Source organism: Micromonospora sp. RL09-050-HVF-A (genome assembly GCF_019374995.1).
Lineage (GTDB): Bacteria > Actinomycetota > Actinomycetes > Mycobacteriales > Micromonosporaceae > Micromonospora > Micromonospora antibiotica.
Genome location: NZ_JAGKQP010000002.1, coordinates 503,293 through 524,158, shown reverse-complemented (window position 1 = coordinate 524,158; position 20,866 = coordinate 503,293). Strand labels below are relative to the sequence as shown.

The following is a 20,866-nucleotide window of genomic DNA, read 5'->3' as shown; positions in this document are numbered from 1 at the left end:
GTCAGCTCCTTCGCAGGCGCGGGTCGACGAGCAGGTAGGTCAGGTCGGCGGCGGTGTTGACCAGCACGTGGACGGCGGCGGAGAGCGTCACCACGGCCAGCACGACCGGCATGTCCTTGCCGGTCACGGCGCTCAGGGTGACCTGACCGAGGCCGGGTCGACCGAACACCTGCTCGACGATGACCGCGCCGCCGAGCAGGATGCCGAACAGCCAGCCGGCGAGGGTGACCGCCGGCAGCAGCGCGTGCCGCAGCGCGTGCCGCAGCAGCACCGTCCGCTCCCGCACCCCGCGGGCCCGGGCGGTCAGCACGAACGGCTCGTCCAGTGCCCGGTCCAGGCCGTCGCGCAGCACCTGGGCGAGCAGACCGGCGATGGGCAGCGCGAGGGTGACCGCCGGCAGCACCAGGGCGGCCGGCCCCTGGTCGCCGGAGACGGGGAACAGCCCGTACCGGAAGGACAGCACGCTGAGCAGCACGAGGCCGATCAGGAACGGCGGGGTGGAGACCAGCAGCAGCTCGCCTGCGGAGCTGACCCGGCGCGGCCACCGGCGACGACGGCCGGCGGTGCCGACCGCCACCGCCACGGCCAGCAGCACCCCGAGGCCGGCGGCGGCGACGGCGAGCGTCGCGGTGGGGGCGAGCTGCTCGCCGATGACCTCGGCGACCGGGCGTTGCCGCAGGTAGGAGCGGCCCAGGTCACCCCCGGCCAGCCGCCACAGGTAGTCGAGGTACTGCCCGACCGCCGGCCGGTCCAGACCCCACTCGGCGATGACCTGGGCCCGGATCTGCGGGGTGTCCGCGCCGTCGCCCACGATGCTGTCCACGGTGTCCCCCGGCGCGGCCAGCAGCGCCAGGTAGGCGGCGGTGGCGGCGGCCCACAACACGACCAGACCGGCGACCACACGGCGGGCCACCGCCCGCAGCAGGCTCATCGCGCGATCCACAGGTCGTACGCGCTGGCGGGCACCCCGGCGGTGGGCTCGAACCGCACCCCACCCACGGCGGTGCTGGCGGCGATCTGGTCGGCCGGGGCGTAGAGCGGCAGGGCGAGCGCCTGGTCGGCCACGACCCGCTGTTGCAGGTCGGCGTAGCCGGCGGCCCGACGGGTCGGGTCGGCGGTGGCCTGCCCGGCTTCCAGGAGCCGGTCGAGCTGCGGGTCGTTGATCCGGGTGCGGTTGATGCCGCCACCGGAGTGCAGCAGCAGGTTCAGCGCCGCGCCGGCGTCGGTGTCGGCGCGGGAGTTGTCGAAGACCTCGTACTCGTTGCGCTCGAACGCCTGCTGGGCGGTGCCCTGGTCGACCACGGCGACCTTCAGGTCGATGCCGGCGCTCTGTTTGACCGCCGCCTGCACTGCCTGGGCGAGCACGTCGCGGCGGTCGCGCACGTACGGGGCGGCCTGCACCAGCCGTACGGTGAGCCGCCGGCCGTCCCGGGTGCGGTAGCCGTCGGCGTCGCGGGCCCCCCAGCCGGCCTGGTCGAGCAGGCGGTTGGCCCTGGCGGTGTCACCGCCGAAGCTGCCCTCCAGCCGCTTGTCGTACAGCGGGCTGGACGGGCTGACCACGCTCCACGCCCGGGTGGCGGTGTCCCGGTAGACCGAGGCCAGCACGGTGTCGACGTCGAGGGCCTCCCGGAACGCCTGTCGGACCCGCAGGTCGTCGAAGGGGGCGTGGGAGACGTTGAGGTAGTACGAGTAGGCGGAGCCGGAGTTCAGCTGACGGGTCAGCCGCAGCCGGGGGTTGCCGGTGATCAGTGGCTGGTCGGTGGCGGGCACCCCCTCGATGAGCTGCACCTGCTGCGCGGTGAGGGCGCCGACCCGGACCGCGGACTCCTTGAGGAACCGGTAGGTGATCTCGTCGAGGTGGGCCGGCCCGGTGTGGGCGGCGGTGGGTGGCGCCCAGTCGTAGCCGGGGTTACGCCGGTAGTGCAGTTCCTGGCCGGGGACGTAGCGGTCCAGCACGAACGGTCCGGTGCCGACGACGTCGACGCCGCCGGCCTTGAGGTTCCTGGCCTCCCGCAGCGACCTCGGAGACACCTGGGCGCCCTGCGGGGAGGCGAGGAAGTCGAGGATGAGCACGTCGGGGGCGGTCAGGGTGAGCCGTACGGTGCGCGGGTCGACGACCTCGACGGCCTTGAGGTGGCGCAGTTGCACGGCGGCCACGGCGGGCGCGTACCCGGGTTCGCGGAGCTTGTCGATGTTGGCCTTGACGGCGACGGCGTCGAACGGGGTGCCGTCGGTGAAGGTCACTCCGGCGCGCAACGGGAGGGTGTAGTTCAGCCCGTCGGGCGTGGCCTGCCAGCCGGTCGCCAGCCAGGGCACCAGGGCGCCCCGGTCGTCGTAGGTGAGCAGCGACTCGAAGCTGTTCCACACCAGCAGGCGGGCCTTGGCCTGGGCGTACTGGTGCGGGTTGAGGGTGATCGGTTCGGTCTCCACGGCCCAGGTGAGGGCGCCGCCGGAGCGGGGCTGTCCGACGGCCTCGACGGCCGGGTCGGTGGTGGTGGCGCAGCCGGCGGCGAGGACGAGCACGACGGCGGCGAGGGTCCGCAGGGGGCGGACGGACATGGCGGGGTCTCCTGTCCAGACAGGCGGGAGGGGTACGCCGACATCCGGCCGGGCAGGGTGCGCGGGCCGGTGGGGTGTCGGGGAAGGGGTGCGGCGGTCAGCTCGGCGGTGAGCCCCACCTCGGCGGGCCGGTGCGGCGCGTCGGGTACGGGTGTGGGTGCCGGGTCAGGCCAGACAGGAACTCGACCACACCCGACCGAAGTCGATGTGGCCGCGGATCGTCAACCGCAGCTCGCTGGACATGGGCCGAGTCCACCGTCGGGCGTCGCCGGTGTCAACGAATCGCGCGGCGGATGTCGGCTATCGCACCCGGAGGTGTCGATCCGTTGACGCATACCCTACTAAAGCTATAGGATTTACGGGGATTGTGTCTCGTGCGACGACCCGAGGCGGGACGCACCCCGGGTCCCGGACGGGTGACGCCGACACCGGGACCAGCGGCAGGGACGCCATCGGCACCCGGCACGGCAGCCATCGGCCGCGACGCGGGCCCGGCCGGTCACCCCGGTCGGGCCCGCGTCGGTCAGGCGGCGGGGCGGCGGGTCACGCCGTCCGGACCACCGGCCAGGCCGGCGTAACGACCTCGGTGGTAGAGCAGCGGCGAACCCACGTCGGCGTGCTGGATCAGCTCCGGCTCGGCGAGCACAATCGCGTGGTCGCCGACGACCACCCGCTCGACCACCCGGCAGAGCAGCCAGGCCAGGGTGTCGTCGAGAATCGGCGCACCCTCCGGCCCGGTCCGCCAGCGGGTCGGCGCGGCGAACCGGTCGATGCCGCTGGTCGCGAAGGTACGGGCCAGCTCCTGCTGGTGGTGGGCGAGCAGGTGCACCACCACGTGCCGGCTCCGGGCCACCGTGGGCCAGCTCGACGCGCCGAGATTCAGACAGAACGAGACGATCGGCGGGGCCAGTGACACCGAGGTGAACGAGGTGGCGGTGAAGCCGACCGCCGGGGCACCGGGTGCGGTGACCACCACGACGGTGCTGGCCTGATGGCGCAGCAGCGTACGCAGCGCGTCGGCATCGGCGTCGACGGGCGGTGGACGATTGTCGGGCTCGGTCATCGGGGGGACCTCCTGCGCGCGGATCGGCGGGTCACGGCTGCCCGGCGGACGCGTGCCGCTCGTACGGGAGCTTCTCGCCGGCGTCGACGGCGACCGGCAGCCGGTTCTCCACCGGCGGCAGCGGACAGGTCGCGAAGTCGGTGTAGGCGCAGGGCAGGTTGGTCGCCCGGTTGAAGTCCAGCGTCACCCACCCCTGGGCGTCGGGGGCGTCGACGGCCAGCGACCGGTTCGCCGGGTAGGTGGTGACCCCGGAGGTGGCATCGGTGAACAGCACCGACAGGCTGCCCGGCGTGAAGCCGTCGAACGCGGTCAGGCTCAACGGCACCCCGTCGACACTGAACTCGATCCGACCGGGGGCGTCGTAGACGTGTGCCAACCCCTCCACCGCCGCGCCGACTGTGGTCGGCCGGGGTGCGTCGAACGGCACGTACCGCCCGTCGAGGACCCAGCGCGGCGTCGGCGGGTAGGCCGGGGTGCCCCGGAAACCGGTGCGCAGCGGGTGGTCGGGGCGGCGGGGTCGCAGGATGTCCCGGCCGCCCCGACGGGCCACCTCCAGCACCCCGCCCTCGATCCCGACGGTGAGCCCGCCGCGCTCGGCGATCGACGCGAACCCGTGCCGGCCCCGCACCGGCTGCCCGTCGATGGTGAGCTGCTCGCCGTCGGCCAGCTCGACGACCACCCCCTCGTCACCGGTGTGCCAGCGCCCCGGCAGGTCGGGGAAGCGCTGCGGCCGGGAGGTGAGCCAGTGCAGCCCGGTCACGGCGAGGAAACCGTGCGGGGCCGCCAACGCCTCCTCGTGCCGTCGGTGCCAGTCCTGCCAGTCGCGGACGAAGGCGGCGGTGTCGGTCGGTGTGTCGGTCATCGGGACTCCCCCGGTCGGACGACGAGGTCGTGGAAGAAGTGCCGGGCGGGCCGGGCGGCCACGCGCGGGCTGGAGGGCTGACGGGGCTGAAGCCAGTCACCGGCCGGTGACCGGGGCCGGCAGCGGGTGACCGGCACGGCGGCGGCGCGGCCGGTCAGGCCGCGACGGGCGTGCCGGGACAGCGCTGCGCGGCGACCCGCATCAGGTCGACGACCCGGCGGGAGGTGAATAGCCGAACGCGCAGCATGGCCTCATTTTCCTATCAATGCGATAGGATTTCAAGCCCCGGACCGGAGCCGTCCGCTCCGTGGGCGTCACGCGGTCCACGCCACCCTCACCTGCCGACCCTCGCCCTCAGGTCACTGTCGCAGGGTGAGGGTGACGGTGCCGGTGGCCGCCCCGGACGGGTCCACCACGACGGTGTAGACACCGGTGGCCGGCAGGACGGTCGCGTCGATGCCACCGGCACCGTTGACCACGCAGCCGGTGCCCACCGGCACCCCGTCGGGGTCGCGCAGCTCCAGCGGCGAGCACTGGTCCGGCAGGGTGGCGTCGGTGGCCGTCACGGTCACCGACGTGCCGGCCGTACCGGTGAACCGGTAGCCGAGCACCGCGCCGGGCCGGTCGACGGTGGCGACGACCGGCGGTCCGTCGAGCGCGATCGGGTCGAACCGGTCCCCGGTGACGAACAGCCGCAGCGCCACCGTGCCGACGGTACGGTCCACCGGGTCCACCAGCACGGTGTACGTGCCGTCGGCGGGCAGCACCGTGCCGTCGATGTCGCCGGTGCCGTTGACGACACAGCCACTGCTGAGCCGCTGTCCGTCCGGATCGCGCAGCTCCAACGGGGAACACTGGTCCGGCAGGGTGCTCTCCGGCACCTCGACGAAGACCCGCTGGCCGGCGACGCCGGTGAACCGGTACCGGGCCCGGCCGCCCGGCCCGGCGATCGTCACCGGGACCGCCGGCCCGTCCGGTCGCAGGGTGCCGGTGACGTCCCGGGCCGCGTAGACCCGCACGGCCGCCCGACCGGTGCCCCGGCGGCGGCGTCGACCACCACCGTGTAGTTGCCGTCGCGGGTGAGTTCGGTGCGGTCGACGAGGCCGCGTCCGTCGATGTTGCAGCCGCTGGCCAGCTCCGTCCCGGTCGGGTCGAGCAGCCGGTACGGGGAGCAGCGGTCCGCCAGGCCGGGCGCGCTGACGTCGACGAACACGGCGTCGCCGGCCCGGCCGCGGAAGGTCAGCGGGTCGCCGCCCGGGGTCAGCGCGCCGGTGGCGATCGGTGTCGCGGCGATCGGCGCGTCGGCCGGCGGGGCGATCCGCTCGGTGCCGACGCCGCTGACCGCGAACTCGGGACGGCCGGTCACGGCCACGTCGAAGACGCACTCGGCGAGTTGCCAGGGATCGGTGATCCCGGCCCACCGGCACACCTGCTCGGCGGCGGCCCGCCGGGCCGGGTCGAGGTCGTCGAGGGTCACCGCCCGCTCCGGGAAGCCGCGATCGGTGAACGACCCGGTGTCCTGGCCGTCGGGATAGCTGAACAGGGAACTGTCCCGGGTGACCCGCCAACTGTCCGCGTACGACGGGTAGAGCTTCGCGAACGGCGCGGGTCGGGGCAGGGCGGCACCGGACGGCGCGGCGACGTCGTCGGTCGGGTCGCCGTCGAAGTCGCCGAGCAGTCCCCGGACCTTCCCCGCCCGGCTCGCCGCCAGCTTCGTCAGCACCCGGTAGCCGTAGGGGCCGATCTGGTCGACGGCGGCGGCGGAGCCGTCGGGCCAACCCAGGTCGTAGCCGTCGGCGGCACCGGTGTCGGAGTCACGGCGGGTGAGCGTGCCACCGCCGGGCAGGGCCGTCTCCCCCGGCGGCGGGACGCGGACGGCACCGTCGACGCGTACCTCGGTGTCGCCGTCGACCAGGGTGAGGGCGACCCGGTGGGCGCCGATCCGGACGGCGACGGCGGTGTTGACCGACACCGTCCGCGAGTCGCCCATCGGCGTCTGCCGGACCTGCACCGCCAGCGGGGCACCCGAGGTGGAGCCGACCAGCACGAACTCGCCGACGGCCTGGAAGTCGTAGTAGTGCCGGTCGAAGGTGACCAGGTGCGGGTCGCCGTTGGTGCCGCCGCAGTCGCCCCCGTCCTCGCAGAGCTTGACCGGGCCCTTCGGCGGTGGAGTCTTCTTCGCGGGCTTCCTGCACTCGTCGAGGCTCTTCGGGAGGGTCTTGCCGTCGTACTCGGTGCGCGCCGGCAGACCCTTGGCCGCCCGGTACCTGTTCTCCGCCAGGGTCGCCTTGACCTCGGCGGTCTTGATCCCGGTGCCACCGCAGTCGCCCTGCGGCACCGCGTCGCGGGAGATGTCGTCGGAGTGGTTCAGCTCGTGGTAGAGCGCCGCGCACGGGTCCCGGGCGATCCCGTCGCCGTACGGGTCGACCGAGGTCGGGTTCCAGGTCACCGTGGACGAGCCCTTGCCGTCCTTGCTGGTGGGAGTCTCGAAGGACCCCGACCCACCGGGGGTGGGGATGATCCGCACCCGGGGGGTCTTGGTGTCCTTGAGCCGGGGCAGGATGCCCGCCGGGTCACCGCCGGCCGCCGCGAACCCCTGGAGGCAGCCGTCGACCGCCGCCTGGAAGTCGACGCCGCTGACCGGCACCCCGGCGCTCGGGTCGACCTGGTAGTCGGCCCGGGCCGGCCCACCGGTGCCCCCGACGGCGGTCCCGACGCCGACGAGCAGCAGCGCCACGACGAGCGTCGGGCGACGGCGACCACGCCGCAGGAGCAGGACGGCCAGCCCGCCCACGACGACCAGCAGCAGCACCGCCCCGCCGAGCAGCCAGGGCCACCACCCCCGGCCGGCCGGGTCGTCGCCGACGGTGAAGCTGATGGTCCGCAGCGCCGTCGCGCCCGTGCACGGGGTGTCGAGACCGGTCACCGGCAGCGCCGTCCAGCTCGCCGTCACCTCGTAAACCCCGGGTGCCCCGACCGGCCAGAGGGTGTCCAACCCGCCGCCGTCCGGGGTCGCCGCCACCGACCGCAGCACGACGGCACCGGCGTCGGTGCCGTCGTGCATCCGGGTGCCGGCCAGCGGCACGGCCACGCTCGCACCGGGTTCCACGGTCGTCGTGCCGGCGGTGGCGGCGGCACCGATGCCGTCGCCGTAGAAGCTGCGGCCCAGCGCCGGCACCAGTTCCTGACCGTCGCGGCGGACCGAGGTCACCTGCACGGTGCCGTCGGCCACGGTGGCCAGGCCGCAGGCCGCGCCGGTGGCGTTGGTGACCGTGAGCGTCAACCGGATCGCTTCGCCCGGGGCGTACCGCGGGGCGGTGGTCCGCAGGTCCAGCCCGAGACCTCCGTCGGCCGGCGCGGCGCAGGCCGCCCCCGGCCCCGCCGCCAACGCCGCCACGAGGACGGCGAACCCGCCGGCGAGTCGCACGATCAGCTTCATGCGCGGCACTCTAGGACCGCGACGCCCACCGCCCGCGCCACTGTCGTGCATCGGTCGCCGCCGCCCCGGCCGGTCCTACGGTACGCGGGTCACTCCGGCCGGACCGTCGACCTACGGACGCTCCACCGTCACGAGGCGATCACCTCGCGCAGCCGGGCGGCGAAGCCGGCGGGGTCGTCGGTGAAGCCGATGTGCCCGCCGGGGAACATCGTGGGTGGCACCCCCAGCGCGGCGGCCAACGCCCGGGAGCTGCGGTCGCACAGTTCCCCGGCCGACTCCTCGCCGAGGCCGACCAGCACCCGGGTGGGTCCGTCGCGCAGCGCGGCGACGTCCGGCTGGTAGCGGGTCGTGCCGCGCAGGGTGTGCAGGTACTGGTAGCGCTCGTCGGCGGCGTCCTGCGGGTCGGGGTCGCGGCCGAACATGCCCTGGATCATCTCCTCCGGCATGGCGATGTTGGCGTTGGCGAGGAACTTCCGCCAGGCGCCCAGCCGGTCCCCGCGCCGGTAGGTGGCGACCATGTCGTCCTCCCGGGCGAGGAGTTCCTCGCGGTCGTCGAGCAGGAGCAGCAGCGGCGGTTCGTGGGCGATCACGGTGTGCGCCGCCTGCGGGTGGGCGTGGGCGAGCGCCAGCACGGTGACCGCGCCGCCGCTGGAGCCGAGCACCGTCGCCGGGCCGGCGTCGAGGTGGGCCAGCAGCCGGGCCAGGTCGTCGGCGCGTAGTTCGGGCGTGGAGTCCTGCTCCGGGTCGTGCAGCCGACTGCGGCGGATGCCGCGCGGGTCGGTGGTGAGCACGGTGTGGTCGGCGGCGAGCAGGTCGGCCAGCGGGGCGAACGCCCGGGCATCCATCGGGGCGGCGACCAGCGCCACCAGGGGGCCCTGGCCGCGTACCTCGAAGTGCAGGGTCCCGTCGGGGACGGACAGGGTGGCGGTGGTCACCGGGATGGTGGTGGGACTGCTCATGATCGGGTCCTCCGGGTCGTGACGTGCGGCTCTTACACGGTGCAGACTCCCGGCGTGGGGCAGAATCGTCGGTCGTGAGCATGATTCTCGCCGACATCACGGCCGACGACCACGAGGCGACGCTGACCCGGGCCCGGGGCGGGGACGACGCCGCGTTCACCGCGCTCGTCGCGCCGCTGCGGCCGGAGCTGCACGCGCACTGCTACCGGATGCTCGGTTCCCCGCACGACGCCGACGACGCGTTGCAGGAGGCGCTGCTGCGGGCCTGGCGGGCGCTGCCCCGGTTCGAGGGGCGCAGCTCGCTGCGGACCTGGCTCTACACCGTGGCCACCCGCACCTGCCTGGACCTGTCCACCGGGCGGGGCCGGCGGGCGTTGCCTGTCGACCTGGGGCCGGCCAGCGAACACGCCGTGCCGGGCAGCGCCGCCGCCGACCACGTCCGGTGGCTCGGCCCGTATCCCGACGCCGCCCTGGTCGCCGGCCCGGCCGCCCCCGACGCCCGCTACGAGCAGCGGGAGGCCGTCGAGTTGGCGTTCGTCGCCGCGCTGCAACACCTGCCCGGCAACCAGCGCGCCGCGTTGCTGCTGTTCGACGTGCTCGGCTTCACCGCCGCCGAGATCGCCGCCATGATGGGCACCTCCACCGGTTCGGTCAACTCGGCGTTGGCGCGGGCCCGCCGGGTCGTCGCCGAGCGGGTGCCGGCCCGCAGCCAGCAGCGGACCCTCCGCACGCTCGGTGACGCCCGGCTGCGGGAGGTCGCCGCCGGCTACGCCGCCGCCCTGGAGAACGGCGACGCCGACGCCCTGGTCGCCCTGCTCACCGAGGACGTCACCTGGTCGATGCCACCGCTGCCGCACTGGTACGCCGGCCGCGACGCGGTGCTGGACTTCGCCCGGACCATGCCGTTGGGCAGTTGTGGCAGCTGGCGACACGTGTCGGTGGCGGCCAACGGGCAACCGGCGGTGGCCAACTATCTGCGCACGGGCGACACCGGCCCCTACCTGCCGTGGTCGATCACGGTGCTGACGGTGCGCGACGGCCGGATCGCCCAGCTCGTCTCGTTCCTCGACGACACCCTGTTCCCGGCGTTCGGCCTGCCCGCCACCCGCTGACGGCCGGGCCGGCCGGTGGACGTGGCTGCGCCCACCGGCCGGCCCCGCGCCGGGCTCAGGCCAGCGGCGTGGTGAGGGTGTACGAGGCGTCCCCGGCGAAGGTGCTGCCGGCGGCGTACGGGTCGACCCGCAGCACGTAGTCGTAGTGGCGCAGGTAGCGGCCGGGGTGGTTCCACGACTCGAACGAGTAGCTGCCGCCCCCGGCCAGCCCGGTGCGGCTGCAGAAGGTGGCGTCCCCGGCGAAGACGGCGCTGCCGTCGTTACCGGCGAGCCGCATCGTGAAGTCCCAGTGCCGCAGGTAGGAGCCGTTGACCGCGCGGAACGAGTAGCAGGACGCGTTGGCCAGCCCGGGGACGATCTGGAAGGTGGCGTCCTGCCGGTCGGCGAGCGGGCTGCCGCTGCCCAGCACGTCGATGCGGGCGACGTTGTCGCGGTGGCGGACGTAGCGGTCGGGGAAGTTCGCCGAGCGCAGCGAGCGGTTGCCGGTGGGCGGGGCGGAGCTGTCCCCGACGCTCTCCCTCAGCACGGTGAAGTGGCGCACCGTGCCGGACAGCCCGGCCAGTTCGGTCTTGCCGGTGAAGCCGTACAGGTCGCTGCTGTCGGCGGAGTAGTAGCGGCCGGCGCCGTACTGGTCGAAGTAGATGCGCCACCGGTTGTCGGGCAGCCGGACCAGGGCGGGGCCTTCCAGGCCGGAGCCCCAACCGGCCCAGTTGCCGGTGCCGACCCAGCTCCACGGGCCGGTCAGCGCGGGGGCGGTCGCGTGCTCGATGTACTTGGTGGTCTCGTTCTTCATGAAGTTGTGGTAGGTGTTGCCGACCTTGACGATGAAGCTGTCGATGTGGTTGGTGCCGATGCCGGCGAGTGCCGCCGGGGCGCTCCACGCCGACAGCGCCGCGTTCGTCGCGGTGATCCGGTACGGCTGGAACTGCCCGGCCGTGCCGGTCTGCGAGACGGACACGACGACGTGCACGCTGCCGTCGCTGTCGACGAACCACTCCGGGGCCCAGGTGCTGCCGTTGGCCGGCGCGACGGAGATGGTGACGTTGCGCTGGAACGTCCAGGTCAGGTAGTCGCTGCTGCGGGCGATGCCGATGGTGTTGCCGGTCCAGCCGGTGGTGTAGACGAGGTAGTAGTAGCCGTCGGTGTGCCGGATGACGCTGGGGTCGCGGACCAGCCCGGACGGCGGGGTGTAGGCGTTGGCCCGCTGGAGGGTGAACCGGGTGGCGTCGGCCGAGTCGTAGACGTACATGTTGGATTCGCTGCTGTTGGTGAACGCGGTCATCAGGTAGTGCGGGACCGGCCCGGCGGCGTTGGCCCGCGCGGGTGCGGCGACCAGCAGGCCACCGAGCATGCAGAGCACCGCCGCCAGAGCGGCGTACCGGAGACGTCCCATCGACACACCTCTTCCCTATAAATCGACGGTTGTCATCCTGCACTATTGCCAAGGGTTTTCGTAAGTGTTGCGATAAGCCATGGCCCGGACCTCCCGCGACATCCGCTCCGCCAACCGCCTCACCGTCGTCCAGCAGGTCGTCGCCGCCGGCACCACCAGCCGGCAACGCCTCGCCGCCGACACCGGCCTCAGCCTCGGCACCGTCGCCACCCTGGTCGGCGAACTCACCGCCCTCGGGCTGCTCACCGAAGCGGGCCGGGAGGACTCCGGTGGCGGCCGGCCCCGTGGCCTGGTCACCGCCGACCCGCACGGCGGACTGCTCGTCGGCGTCGACGTCGCCGAGACGTACGTGCACGTCGACCTCTTCGACACCACGCTGACCCGGCTGGCCGGGGCCGAGGAGCCACTGCACCCGCTGGAACGCCGCCCCCACCAGGTGGTCCGGCACATCGTCAGCGGTGTCGACGCCGTCCTGGCCGGCACCGACGCCCGGGTGCTCGGCGTCGGCGTCAGCGTCCCCGGGCAGGTCGACCGGGAGGGCGGCGTGTCGGTGTTCGCACCGAACTGGGACTGGCACGACGTACCGCTGCGGGACCTGCTCGCCGACGGCCTGGCACTGCCGCTGCACCTGGACAACCCGCTGCGCGCGGCGGTGCTCGCCGAGCTGTGGGCCGGGGCCGCCCGGGGCCGCGACGACGTCGCCGTGATCAACCTGGGCACCGGGGTCGGCGCGGGCCTCGCCTTCGGCGGCACCCTCTACCGGGGTGGCAGCAACAGCGCCGGCGAGTGGGGGCACACCACCCTGGTCCTCGACGGGCGGCTGTGCCGGTGCGGCAGCCGGGGCTGCGTGGAGGCGTACGTCGGTGCACCCGGCATCATGCAGACCCTGCGCGACCTGGCCCCGACCAGCCCGCTGCTGCACCCCGAGGACCAGACCGCCACCCTCGACGCCCTCGCCGCCGCACTGGCCGCCGACGATCCCACCGCCGCCAAGGTGGTCGCCGAGACCGCCCGCTACCTCGGCGTCGCCGTCGCCGACCTGGTCAACCTGATCAACCCGGAGGTCGTCGTGCTCAGCAGCTGGGTCGCCGACCGGCTCGGCGACCGGCTGCGCGACGAGGTCCGCACCGTCGTCGCCCAGCACGCGCTGCGCCGCCCGCTCGCCGCCACCGAAATCGTCCGCTCCCCCGTCGCCGGCAACCCCGTCAGCCTCGGCGCGGCCACCCTCGCCCTGGAGGGCTTCCTCACCAGGGGACGCTAGCCCGCCGCGCGGCGACGCCGCGTCGACCAGGTCCGTCGATGCCCTGACGCCCCCGGTGCCGGAGGCGGCTGCTCCCCGCCGCCCCCGGCGCCGTCGGGTCCGCGCCCCGCCCGCCCCGGCCGGACCGTCCCCGCGACCCGCACCGGCCGGGCCGTCCCCGCGACCCAGCCCGGCAGGCCCCGGTCACGCGCGGCCCGGCGGGCGCAGGGCGAGCCGGCCGGGGGTGGTCCCGGCGGGGGGCAGGGCGGCGTCAGCGGCCGACGTAGGCCGCGAGGTGTGTGCCGGTGAGCGTGGACCGGGCGGCGACCAGATCGGCGGGGGTGCCCTCGAAGACGACCCGCCCGCCGTCGTGGCCCGCGCCGGGACCGAGGTCGATGATCCAGTCGGCGTGTGCCATCACCGCCTGGTGGTGCTCCACGACGATGACCGAGGTGCCGGCGTCGACCAGCCGGTCGAGCAGGCCGAGCAGCTGCGCCACGTCGGCCAGGTGCAGCCCGGTGGTCGGCTCGTCGAGGACGTAGACGCCGCCCTTGTCGGCCATCCGGGTGGCGAGCTTGAGCCGCTGCCGCTCACCGCCGGAGAGCGTGGTGAGCGGCTGGCCGAGGCGCAGGTAGCCGAGCCCGACGTCGGCGAGCCGGCCGAGGACGGCGCTCGCCGCCGGGGTACGCGCCTCGCCCGCACCGAGGAACTCCGCCGCCTCGGTCACCGACATCGCGAGCACCTCGCTGATGTCCCGACCGCCGAGGCGGTATTCCAGCACGGCGGCCTGGAACCGTCGGCCCTCGCACTCCTCGCAGACGGTGGCGACCCCGGCCATCATCGCCAGGTCGGTGTAGATGACACCGGCGCCGTTGCAACCGGGGCAGGCCCCCTCGGAGTTGGCGCTGAACAGGGCGGGTTTCACCCCGTTGGCCTTCGCGAACGCCTTGCGGACCGGGTCGAGCAGCCCGGTGTACGTCGCCGGGTTGCTGCGCCGCGAACCCCGGATCGCCCCCTGGTCGACCACGACCACCCCGTCACGCCCCGCCACCGAACCGTGGATCAGGGAACTCTTGCCCGACCCGGCCACCCCGGTGACCACCACCAGCACGCCCAACGGGATGTCGACGTCGACGTCGCGCAGGTTGTGCGTGTCCGCGCCGCGTACCGCCAGCACGCCGGACGGGGTGCGCACCGCCGGCTTCACGGCGGCCCGGTCGTCCAGGTGCCGCCCGGTCAGGGTGCCGCTGTCGCGCAGCCCGGCGACGGTGCCGGCGAAGACCACCTCGCCACCGGCCGAGCCGGCACCCGGGCCGAGGTCGACCACGTGGTCGGCGATCGCGATGGTCTCCGGCTTGTGCTCCACGACCAGCACCGTGTTGCCCTTGTCCCGCAACCGCAGCAGCAGACCGTTCATCCGCTGGATGTCGTGCGGGTGCAGCCCGACGGTGGGCTCGTCGAAGACGTAGGTGACGTCGGTCAACGAGGACCCGAGATGGCGGATCATCTTGGTCCGCTGCGCCTCCCCGCCGGACAGGGTGCCGGCGGGGCGGTCCAGCGACAGGTAGCCGAGGCCGATCTCCTCGAACGAGTCGAGCAGCCGTTGCAGCCCGGCCAGCAGTGGGGCCACCGAGGGTTCGGCGAGGCCGCGCAGCCAGCCGGCGAGGTCGCTGAGCTGCATCGCGCAGACGTCGGCGATGTTCTTCCCGCCGATCTTCGACGACCGGGCCTCCGGGCCGAGGCGGGTGCCGGCGCAGTCGGGACAGGTCGTGAAGGTCACCGCCCGCTGCACGAACGCCCGGATGTGCGGTTGCAGGGTGTCGACGTCCTTGGCCAGGTACGACTTCTGGATCTGCGGGATCAGCCCGGCGTACGTCAGGTTGATGCCGTCGATCTTGATCTTGGTGGGCTCCCGGTGCAGGAGGTCGTGCAGCTCGGTCTTCGTGTACCGGCGGATCGGCTTGTCCGGGTCGAAGTAGCCACAGCCCCGGAAGATCCGGCCGTACCAGCCGTCCATGCTGTAACCGGGGATGGTCAGCGCACCCTCGTTGAGCGACCTGCTGTCGTCGTAGAGCGCCGACAGGTCGATGTCGGTGACCGCGCCCATCCCCTCGCAGCGCGGGCACATGCCGCCGAGACGGTGGAAGGTCGCCTTCTCGGTCTTCGTCCGGCCCGCGCCCCGCTCGACCGTGATCGCGCCGCTGGCCCGGACCGAGGGGACGTTGAACGAGTACGCGTTGGGCGGGCCGATGTGCGGCTGCCCCAACCGGCTGAACAGGATGCGCAGCATGGCGGTGGCGTCGGTGGCGGTGCCGACGGTGGAGCGGGCGTTCGCCCCCATCCGCTCCTGGTCCACGATGATCGCCGTGGTCAGCCCGTCGAGCACGTCGACCTCGGGTCGGGCCAACGTCGGCATGAAGCCCTGCACGAAGGCGCTGTAGGTCTCGTTGATCAACCGCTGGGACTCGGCGGCGATCGTGCCGAACACCAACGAGCTCTTGCCCGACCCGGAGACCCCGGTGAACACGGTCAGCCGGCGCTTCGGGATCTCCACGTCGACGTCGCGCAGGTTGTTCACCCGCGCGCCCTGCACCCGGATCAGATCGTGGCTGTCGGCACCGTACGGCCCGGGCGAGCGGTCGTCCGTCATCGCGTCTCTCCCACCATCGGACGGGCCACCGGCGGATCATAGCCGGCACGACGCCCCTGAGCTGGCCGCTCAGTCCAGGATCGCCGTCGCCTCGACCTCGACGAGGACGTCGGGCTCGAAGAGGTAGTCGACGCCGATGAGCGACGACGGGGGCAGCGGCTGCGGCAGGCCGAGTTCCCCCGCGACATCCTCGACCCCGGCCATGAAGTCGCCGATCCGCTCCGGCGACCAGTTCGTCACGTAGAACGTCAGGCGGACGACATCCGCGAAGCCCGCGCCGGCACCGGCCAGGCCGTGTCCCGTGCTGCGCAGCGCCTGGGCGACCTGACCCCGTAGGTCGCCGGTGGCGACCGGCCGGCCAGCCTCGTCCCGACTGATCTGGCCGGCCACGTGGACGTGGCGTGACCCCGACGCGACTGCGACGTGGTGATAGGGGACGGGCTGCATCATGCCCTGCGGCGAGAAAAGCTGGACACCCATCTGACTTCCTTCCTCTTGGGTAGCTCATGGATACCTGGTGCGCCAAGGAAACTTCAACGAGACTAAGTGTCATGGCAGTTACCGACCCCCTCGCGGCAGAACGCCTCCAGATCACCCCGCCGCACCGTGAACTCCTGGACCAGGTCCTCGACAAGTGGTCGTTGGAGGTGCTCCACCAGCTCTGCGAACGGCCGTCCCGGTTCAACGAACTGCGCCACGCCATCCCCGCCGTGTCCCAGAAGTCGCTGAGCGCCACCCTGCGCCGGCTCGAACGCAACGGCATCGTCGCGCGACACGTCCTCTCCTCCCGGCCGGTCGCCGTCGAGTACCGCATCACCCCGCTGGGCAAGACCCTCCGGAACCCGGTCGACGTGCTGCTCGACTGGGCCGGCCAGCACCTACCCGCCATCGAGGCCGCGCGCCGGGCCTACGACCAGACCACGTAGGGCCACCGCCGGCGTGGGCGTGGGACACGCTTCGCGACCGACCGGTGTCGCCGATATCGCGACTTCCGCCCCACACCACACCCCTTTCGGTGGCAATTACACGCAAGCCAGTCAATTAATGGGGCCAGGTGGCAAATGGTCGGCCGGACGGCATGGATAAAACAGTCGGCTAACCGCAAAACCCTCCACCTCAGACAATCACCACCAGTTCGCCACACGCCTGATACCACCGCACACCGCACGCCTCGGCCAGCATCTGCCGATATAGCTGGACTCCGGTCGTTCTTCTCCAGCGAATTGGGGCCCCCAAAAGCCTGTGAGCAGGAATAACACCCGACCGTGCCCCTGATTCGACGAGCGGACCAATGCCGGCTCGACCGTACCGACCGGTATCCATTGCGTTTCTGAAAATGACAGGGATAACCTACGCATCGGATCACCCACCCCGGTCAATTTCCTCGGAGTCCACTGACAGGAGATGACGTGCTCAAACGCGTTGCAACGGTCGCAATCACCCTGCTGGCCTGCATTGCAGGCACCGGCGCGGTGGCCATTCCGGCGTACGCCTCGGAACCGGAGTGTTCCCTGAATTGCGACGGCGGCGGCAGCGGTGGCGACCCCGTCCCGCCCACGCCCACGTCTCCGCCGGGACCTGCGTACAACCTGCAGGGCGTCATCCAACTGGAGAGCGTCGGTCACGAGGGAAACTGGCCACTGCGCGTCGGCGGGATCAAGGTCCGCGGCTACTCCCGGCTCGCCACCTGGGGCAACGACCGGGTGGACGCCAACTACATCAACGTCCGGTGCTCCGCCACCGTGCTCGCCTACGTCTCAAACGACTACGACTCCGAGAACAACGGGGCGCTCGTCGACGTGACCTTCTGGTCTCCGACCGTCCCGGTCACCGGGGTCCCCGTCCAGTCCCGCACCGTCACGGTCCGCTGCACCCACCACGCCGAGAAGAACGGCGTCAACTACGACGCCACCAGCACCGCCCAGTTCGTCATCCCCGAGTGACCTGCGGTGGGGCCGGCCCGTGGTCTGGGCCGCCCCCACCGGTCCGGGTCAGGGCGTCACTTGGCGTTGAAGTAGTTGGCCTCCGGGTGGTGCACCACGATCGCGTCGGTGGCCTGCTCCGGCACCAACTGGAACTCCTCCGACAGCTGCACGCCGATCCGCTCCGCCCCGAGCAGCTCCACGATCTTGGCCCGGTCCTCCAGATCGGGGCAGGCCGGGTAGCCGAACGCGTACCGGCAGCCCCGGTAGTCGTTGCGCAGCAGGCCGGCCAGGTCGGTCGGGTCGCCGGTGGCGACCGTGCCGCCGCCCGGCAGGGTCAGCTCGGAGCGGATACGCCGGTGCCAGTATTCGGCGAGCGCCTCGGTGAGCTGCACGGACAGCCCGTGCACCTCCAGGTAGTCGCGGTACTCGTTGGCGGCGAACATCTTCGCGGTGTACTCGCTGATCGGCTGGCCGACGGTGACCAGCTGCAGCGCCACCACGTCGAGCCCGTCACCCCTCGGGCGGAAGAAGTCGGCCAGGCAGAGCCGGCGTTCCTGCCGCTGCCGGGGGAACGAGAACCGGGCCCGTTCGCTGTTGCCGTTCTCGTCCAGGATCACCAGGTCGTTGCCTTCGGAGTACGCCGGGAAGTAGCCGTACACCACGGCCGCCTCCAGCACCTGGTCGGCGATGAGCCGGTCCAGCCAGTAGCGCAGCCGGGGCCGCCCCTCGGTCTCCACCAACTCCTCGTACGACGGGCCCTGGCCGCCCCGCGACCCGCGCAGCCCCCACTGGCCGAGGAAGGTGGCCCGCTCGTCCAGCAGGGACGCGTAGTCGGCCAGCGGCACCCCCTTGACCACCCGGGTGCCGAAGAACGGCGGGGTGGGCACGGCCACGTCGGTCGCCACGTCCGAGCGGACCGAGGCGTCGTCCAGCTCCGGCAGCACCTCGGTGACCATGGTGCGCTGCTTCTCCCGGCGGGCCCGCCGGGCCGCCAACGCGGCCTCCCGCTCCGGGTCGATCACGGGTGCGCCACCGCGCTTGGCGGTCATCACCCGGTCCATCAGGGCCAACCCCTCGAAGGCGTCCCGGGCGTAGTGCACCTGGCCGGGGAACATCGCCCGCAGGTCGTCCTCGACGTACGCGCGGGTCAGCGCCGCCCCGCCCAGCAGCACCGGCCACCGCTCGGCAACCCCGCGCGACGCCATCTCGGCGAGGTTCTCCTTCATGATGACGGTGCTCTTGACCAGCAGCCCGGACATCCCGATCGCGTCGGCGCGGTGCTCCTCGGCGGCGTCGAGGATCGCGTTGATCGGCTGCTTGATGCCGATGTTGACGACCTCGTAGCCGTTGTTGGACAGGATGATGTCGACCAGGTTCTTGCCGATGTCGTGCACGTCGCCGCGCACGGTGGCCAGCACGATCCGGCCCTTGCCGCCGTCCTCGACCGCCTCCATGTGCGGCTCCAGGTAGGCCACCGCCGTCTTCATCACCTCGGCGGACTGGAGCACGAACGGCAGCTGCATCTGCCCGGAACCGAACAGCTCACCGACGACCTTCATCCCGTCCAGCAGGATGTCGTTGATGATGGACAGCGGGCTGCGGCCCTGCGCCATCGCGGTGTCCAGGTCGGCCTCCAGGCCGTTGCGCTCGCCGTCGATGATCCGCCGCTTGAGCCGCTCGTCCAGCGGCAAGCCGGCCAGCTCCTCGGCCCGGGTGGCCCGCGCCGAGGCCGCGTCGACGCCCTCGAACGCCTGGATGAACCGCTGCACCGGGTCGTAGCCCTCGCGCCGCCGGTCGTAGATCAGGTCGAGGGCCACCTCCCGCTGCGCCTCGGGGATCTTGGACATCGGCAGGATCTTGCTGGCGTGCACGATCGCCGAGGTCAGCCCCGCCTGCACGCACTCGTGCAGGAACACCGAGTTGAGCACCTGCCGGGCGGCCGGGTTGAGCCCGAACGAGACGTTCGAGATGCCCAGGGTGAAGTTGACCCCCGGGTAGCGGGCGGCGATCTCCCGGATCGCCTCGATCGTCTCGATGCCGTCCCGGCGGGTCTCCTCCTGGCCGGTGGCGATCGGGAAGGTCAGCGCGTCGATGAGGATGTCCCCCCGGTCCATCCCCCAGCGGCCGGTCAGGTCGTCGATCAGCCGGGCCGCGACCCGGACCTTCCACTCCCGGGTACGGGCCTGACCCTCCTCGTCGATGAGCAGCGCCACCACGGCCGCGCCGTGCTCGGCGATCACCGGCATCACCCGGGCGTAACGGGAGCCGGGGCCGTCGCCGTCCTCGAAGTTGACCGAGTTGACCACGCAGCGCCCGCCGAGCATCTCCAACCCGGCCTCGATGACCTGCGGCTCGGTGGAGTCCAGCATGATCGGCAGGGTGGACGCGGTGGCGAACCGGCCGGCCAGCTCCCGCATGTCCTGGGTGCCGTCGCGGCCGACGTAGTCGACGCACAGGTCGAGCAGGTGCGAGCCGTCGCGGGCCTGGCTGCGGGCCACCTCGACGCACGCCTGCCAGTCGGCGGCGAGCATCGACTCGCGGAACGCCTTGGAACCGTTGGCGTTGGTCCGCTCCCCCACCATCAGCACCGAGGCGTCCTGGGCGAACGGCACCGGGTGGTAGATCGACGAGACACCCGGCTCGTGCCGGGGCCCTCGGGCCGCCGGGGTGGCGCCGTGCAACCGCTCGGCCAGCGCCCGGATGTGCTCCGGGGTGGTGCCGCAGCAGCCGCCGATCAGCCCGACGCCGTACTCGTTGACGAACCGTTCCAGGGCGTCGGCCAGCTCCACCGGGCTCAGCGGGAAGTACGCCCCGTCGGCGGTCAGCACCGGCAGGCCGGCGTTGGGCATCACCGACAGCGGGATCCGGGAGTGCTGCGACAGGTAGCGCAGGTGCTCACCCATCTCGGCCGGGCCGGTGGAGCAGTTCAGCCCGATCAGGTCCACCCCGAGCGGCTCGATGGCCGCCAGCGCCGCCCCGATCTCGCTGCCCACCAGCATGGTGCCGGTGGTCTCCACCGCGACGTGACAGATGATCGGCACCTGCTGGCCCAGCTCGGCCATCGCCCGCTTGGACCCGACCACGGCCGCCTTGACCTGCAACAGGTCCTGACAGGTCTCGATGATCAACGCGTCCGACCCGCCGGCGATCAGCCCGGCGGCGTTCTCCTGGTAGGCGTCCCGCAGCGTCGCGTAGGGGGCGTGGCCGAGGGTGGGCAGCTTGGTGCCGGGGCCGATCGAGCCGAGCACGAACCGGGGCCGCTCCGCGGTGGCGTACGCGTCGGCGGCCTCCCGGGCGATCCGTGCGCCGGCCTCGGACAGCTCCCGGATGCGCTCCGGGATGTCGTACTCGGCGAGGTTGGCGAGGTTGGCACCGAACGTGTTCGTCTCGACACAGTCCGCGCCGGCCGCCAGGTATTCCTCGTGCACACCGCGCACCACGTCGGGGCGGGTCACGTTGAGGATCTCGTTGCAACCCTCCAGCCCCTCGAAGTCGTCGAGGCTCAGGTCAGCCGCCTGGAGCATCGTCCCCATCGCGCCATCGGCGATGAGGATCCGGTCGGCCAGCACATCCCGCAACGAAGTCCGCACAGGTTCAGGTTAGTGCGAGGATCCCGACGATTGTCGACGCCCGGCCCCGTCCCACTATGTGTCCATCCGCTCAT

Annotated in this window: 15 protein-coding genes; 4 read left to right on the top strand and 11 right to left on the bottom strand. The window is 72.7% G+C overall.

From position 1 onward, the window contains the following. Nucleotide 1 precedes the first annotated feature (1 nt). The 7 genes from J7462_RS02580 to J7462_RS02555 form a co-directional block, all read right to left on the bottom strand. On the bottom strand, nucleotides 2–931 hold the full coding sequence (locus J7462_RS02580) for an ABC transporter permease (protein ID WP_219461255.1): 930 nt from the start codon (nucleotides 929–931) through the stop codon (nucleotides 2–4). Continuing rightward, nucleotides 928–2,559 carry an ABC transporter substrate-binding protein gene (locus J7462_RS02575; protein ID WP_219461252.1) on the bottom strand — a complete coding sequence of 544 codons (1,632 nt, stop codon included), beginning with the start codon at nucleotides 2,557–2,559 and terminating at the stop codon, nucleotides 928–930. Before J7462_RS02575 ends, J7462_RS02580 begins: the two co-directional genes overlap by 4 nt. Nucleotides 2,560–3,082: 523 nt before the next feature. Continuing rightward, the gene (locus J7462_RS02570) at nucleotides 3,083–3,622 is read right to left on the bottom strand and encodes a flavin reductase family protein (RefSeq protein WP_219461248.1); all 540 of its coding nucleotides are present in this window, start codon (nucleotides 3,620–3,622) and stop codon (nucleotides 3,083–3,085) included. Nucleotides 3,623–3,653: 31 nt separating this feature from the next. Then, nucleotides 3,654–4,484 carry a DUF1684 domain-containing protein gene (locus J7462_RS02565; protein WP_219461243.1) on the bottom strand — a complete coding sequence of 277 codons (831 nt, stop codon included), beginning with the start codon at nucleotides 4,482–4,484 and terminating at the stop codon, nucleotides 3,654–3,656. A 359-nt stretch (nucleotides 4,485–4,843) separates the two neighbouring features. Continuing rightward, the gene (locus J7462_RS31710) at nucleotides 4,844–5,503 is read right to left on the bottom strand and encodes a hypothetical protein (RefSeq protein WP_255597552.1); all 660 of its coding nucleotides are present in this window, start codon (nucleotides 5,501–5,503) and stop codon (nucleotides 4,844–4,846) included. Next, the gene (locus J7462_RS02560) at nucleotides 5,437–7,923 is read right to left on the bottom strand and encodes a VWD domain-containing protein (protein ID WP_255597551.1); all 2,487 of its coding nucleotides are present in this window, start codon (nucleotides 7,921–7,923) and stop codon (nucleotides 5,437–5,439) included. Before J7462_RS02560 ends, J7462_RS31710 begins: the two co-directional genes overlap by 67 nt. A 128-nt stretch (nucleotides 7,924–8,051) precedes the next feature. Next, on the bottom strand, nucleotides 8,052–8,882 hold the full coding sequence (locus J7462_RS02555; protein ID WP_219461240.1) for an alpha/beta fold hydrolase: 831 nt from the start codon (nucleotides 8,880–8,882) through the stop codon (nucleotides 8,052–8,054). Nucleotides 8,883–8,962: 80 nt separating this feature from the next. On the opposite strand from J7462_RS02555, the gene J7462_RS02550 reads away from it, so the two are divergent. Then, nucleotides 8,963–9,994 (top strand): sigma-70 family RNA polymerase sigma factor, encoded by a 1,032-nt coding sequence (locus J7462_RS02550; protein ID WP_219469930.1) that lies wholly within the window; start codon nucleotides 8,963–8,965, stop codon nucleotides 9,992–9,994. Nucleotides 9,995–10,049: 55 nt separating this feature from the next. Here J7462_RS02550 and J7462_RS32885 read toward each other — a convergent pair whose 3' ends face one another. After that, on the bottom strand, nucleotides 10,050–11,387 hold the full coding sequence (locus J7462_RS32885; protein ID WP_219461236.1) for a glycoside hydrolase family 43 protein: 1,338 nt from the start codon (nucleotides 11,385–11,387) through the stop codon (nucleotides 10,050–10,052). Nucleotides 11,388–11,466: 79 nt separating this feature from the next. Between J7462_RS32885 and J7462_RS02540 the strand changes: the two genes are divergently transcribed. After that, nucleotides 11,467–12,648 (top strand): ROK family protein, encoded by a 1,182-nt coding sequence (locus J7462_RS02540; RefSeq protein ID WP_219461234.1) that lies wholly within the window; start codon nucleotides 11,467–11,469, stop codon nucleotides 12,646–12,648. A gap of 250 nt (nucleotides 12,649–12,898) precedes the next feature. Here the strand turns inward: J7462_RS02540 and J7462_RS02535 are convergent, their stop codons facing one another. Both J7462_RS02535 and J7462_RS02530 read right to left on the bottom strand, forming a co-directional pair. Next, nucleotides 12,899–15,277, bottom strand: a complete 2,379-nt coding sequence (locus tag J7462_RS02535) for an excinuclease ABC subunit UvrA (RefSeq protein ID WP_219461231.1) — start codon at nucleotides 15,275–15,277, stop codon at nucleotides 12,899–12,901. A gap of 69 nt (nucleotides 15,278–15,346) precedes the next feature. Next, complete coding sequence (locus tag J7462_RS02530) at nucleotides 15,347–15,757, bottom strand: RidA family protein (RefSeq protein WP_219461227.1); 411 nt, start codon at nucleotides 15,755–15,757, stop codon at nucleotides 15,347–15,349. Between the two features lie 71 nt (nucleotides 15,758–15,828). Here J7462_RS02530 and J7462_RS02525 point away from each other — a divergent pair, with 71 nt between their 5' ends. Then, on the top strand, nucleotides 15,829–16,203 hold the full coding sequence (locus J7462_RS02525) for a helix-turn-helix domain-containing protein (protein ID WP_219461224.1): 375 nt from the start codon (nucleotides 15,829–15,831) through the stop codon (nucleotides 16,201–16,203). A 483-nt stretch (nucleotides 16,204–16,686) separates the two neighbouring features. Further along, nucleotides 16,687–17,220 carry a hypothetical protein gene (locus tag J7462_RS02520; RefSeq protein WP_219461221.1) on the top strand — a complete coding sequence of 178 codons (534 nt, stop codon included), beginning with the start codon at nucleotides 16,687–16,689 and terminating at the stop codon, nucleotides 17,218–17,220. Between the two features lie 56 nt (nucleotides 17,221–17,276). On the opposite strand, the gene metH is transcribed toward J7462_RS02520, so the two are convergent. After that, nucleotides 17,277–20,780, bottom strand: coding sequence for a methionine synthase (metH, locus tag J7462_RS02515; protein ID WP_255598063.1), 3,504 nt, complete (start codon nucleotides 20,778–20,780; stop codon nucleotides 17,277–17,279). Between the last annotated feature and the right edge of the window lie 86 nt (nucleotides 20,781–20,866).

What these genes read in the sequence shown, in the direction of transcription:
- J7462_RS02580 (WP_219461255.1), bottom strand. Translation starts at nt 931, where the DNA reads ATGAGCCTGCTGCGGGCGGTGGCCCGCCGTGTGGTCGCCGGTCTGGTC.
- J7462_RS02575 (WP_219461252.1), bottom strand. Translation starts at nt 2,559, where the DNA reads ATGTCCGTCCGCCCCCTGCGGACCCTCGCCGCCGTCGTGCTCGTCCTC.
- J7462_RS02570 (WP_219461248.1), bottom strand. Translation starts at nt 3,622, where the DNA reads ATGACCGAGCCCGACAATCGTCCACCGCCCGTCGACGCCGATGCCGAC.
- J7462_RS02565 (WP_219461243.1), bottom strand. Translation starts at nt 4,484, where the DNA reads ATGACCGACACACCGACCGACACCGCCGCCTTCGTCCGCGACTGGCAG.
- J7462_RS02560 (WP_255597551.1), bottom strand. Translation starts at nt 7,923, where the DNA reads ATGAAGCTGATCGTGCGACTCGCCGGCGGGTTCGCCGTCCTCGTGGCG.
- J7462_RS02555 (WP_219461240.1), bottom strand. Translation starts at nt 8,882, where the DNA reads ATGAGCAGTCCCACCACCATCCCGGTGACCACCGCCACCCTGTCCGTC.
- J7462_RS02550 (WP_219469930.1), top strand. Translation starts at nt 8,963, where the DNA reads ATGATTCTCGCCGACATCACGGCCGACGACCACGAGGCGACGCTGACC.
- J7462_RS32885 (WP_219461236.1), bottom strand. Translation starts at nt 11,387, where the DNA reads ATGGGACGTCTCCGGTACGCCGCTCTGGCGGCGGTGCTCTGCATGCTC.
- J7462_RS02540 (WP_219461234.1), top strand. Translation starts at nt 11,467, where the DNA reads ATGGCCCGGACCTCCCGCGACATCCGCTCCGCCAACCGCCTCACCGTC.
- J7462_RS02535 (WP_219461231.1), bottom strand. Translation starts at nt 15,277, where the DNA reads ATGACGGACGACCGCTCGCCCGGGCCGTACGGTGCCGACAGCCACGAT.
- J7462_RS02530 (WP_219461227.1), bottom strand. Translation starts at nt 15,757, where the DNA reads ATGGGTGTCCAGCTTTTCTCGCCGCAGGGCATGATGCAGCCCGTCCCC.
- J7462_RS02525 (WP_219461224.1), top strand. Translation starts at nt 15,829, where the DNA reads ATGGCAGTTACCGACCCCCTCGCGGCAGAACGCCTCCAGATCACCCCG.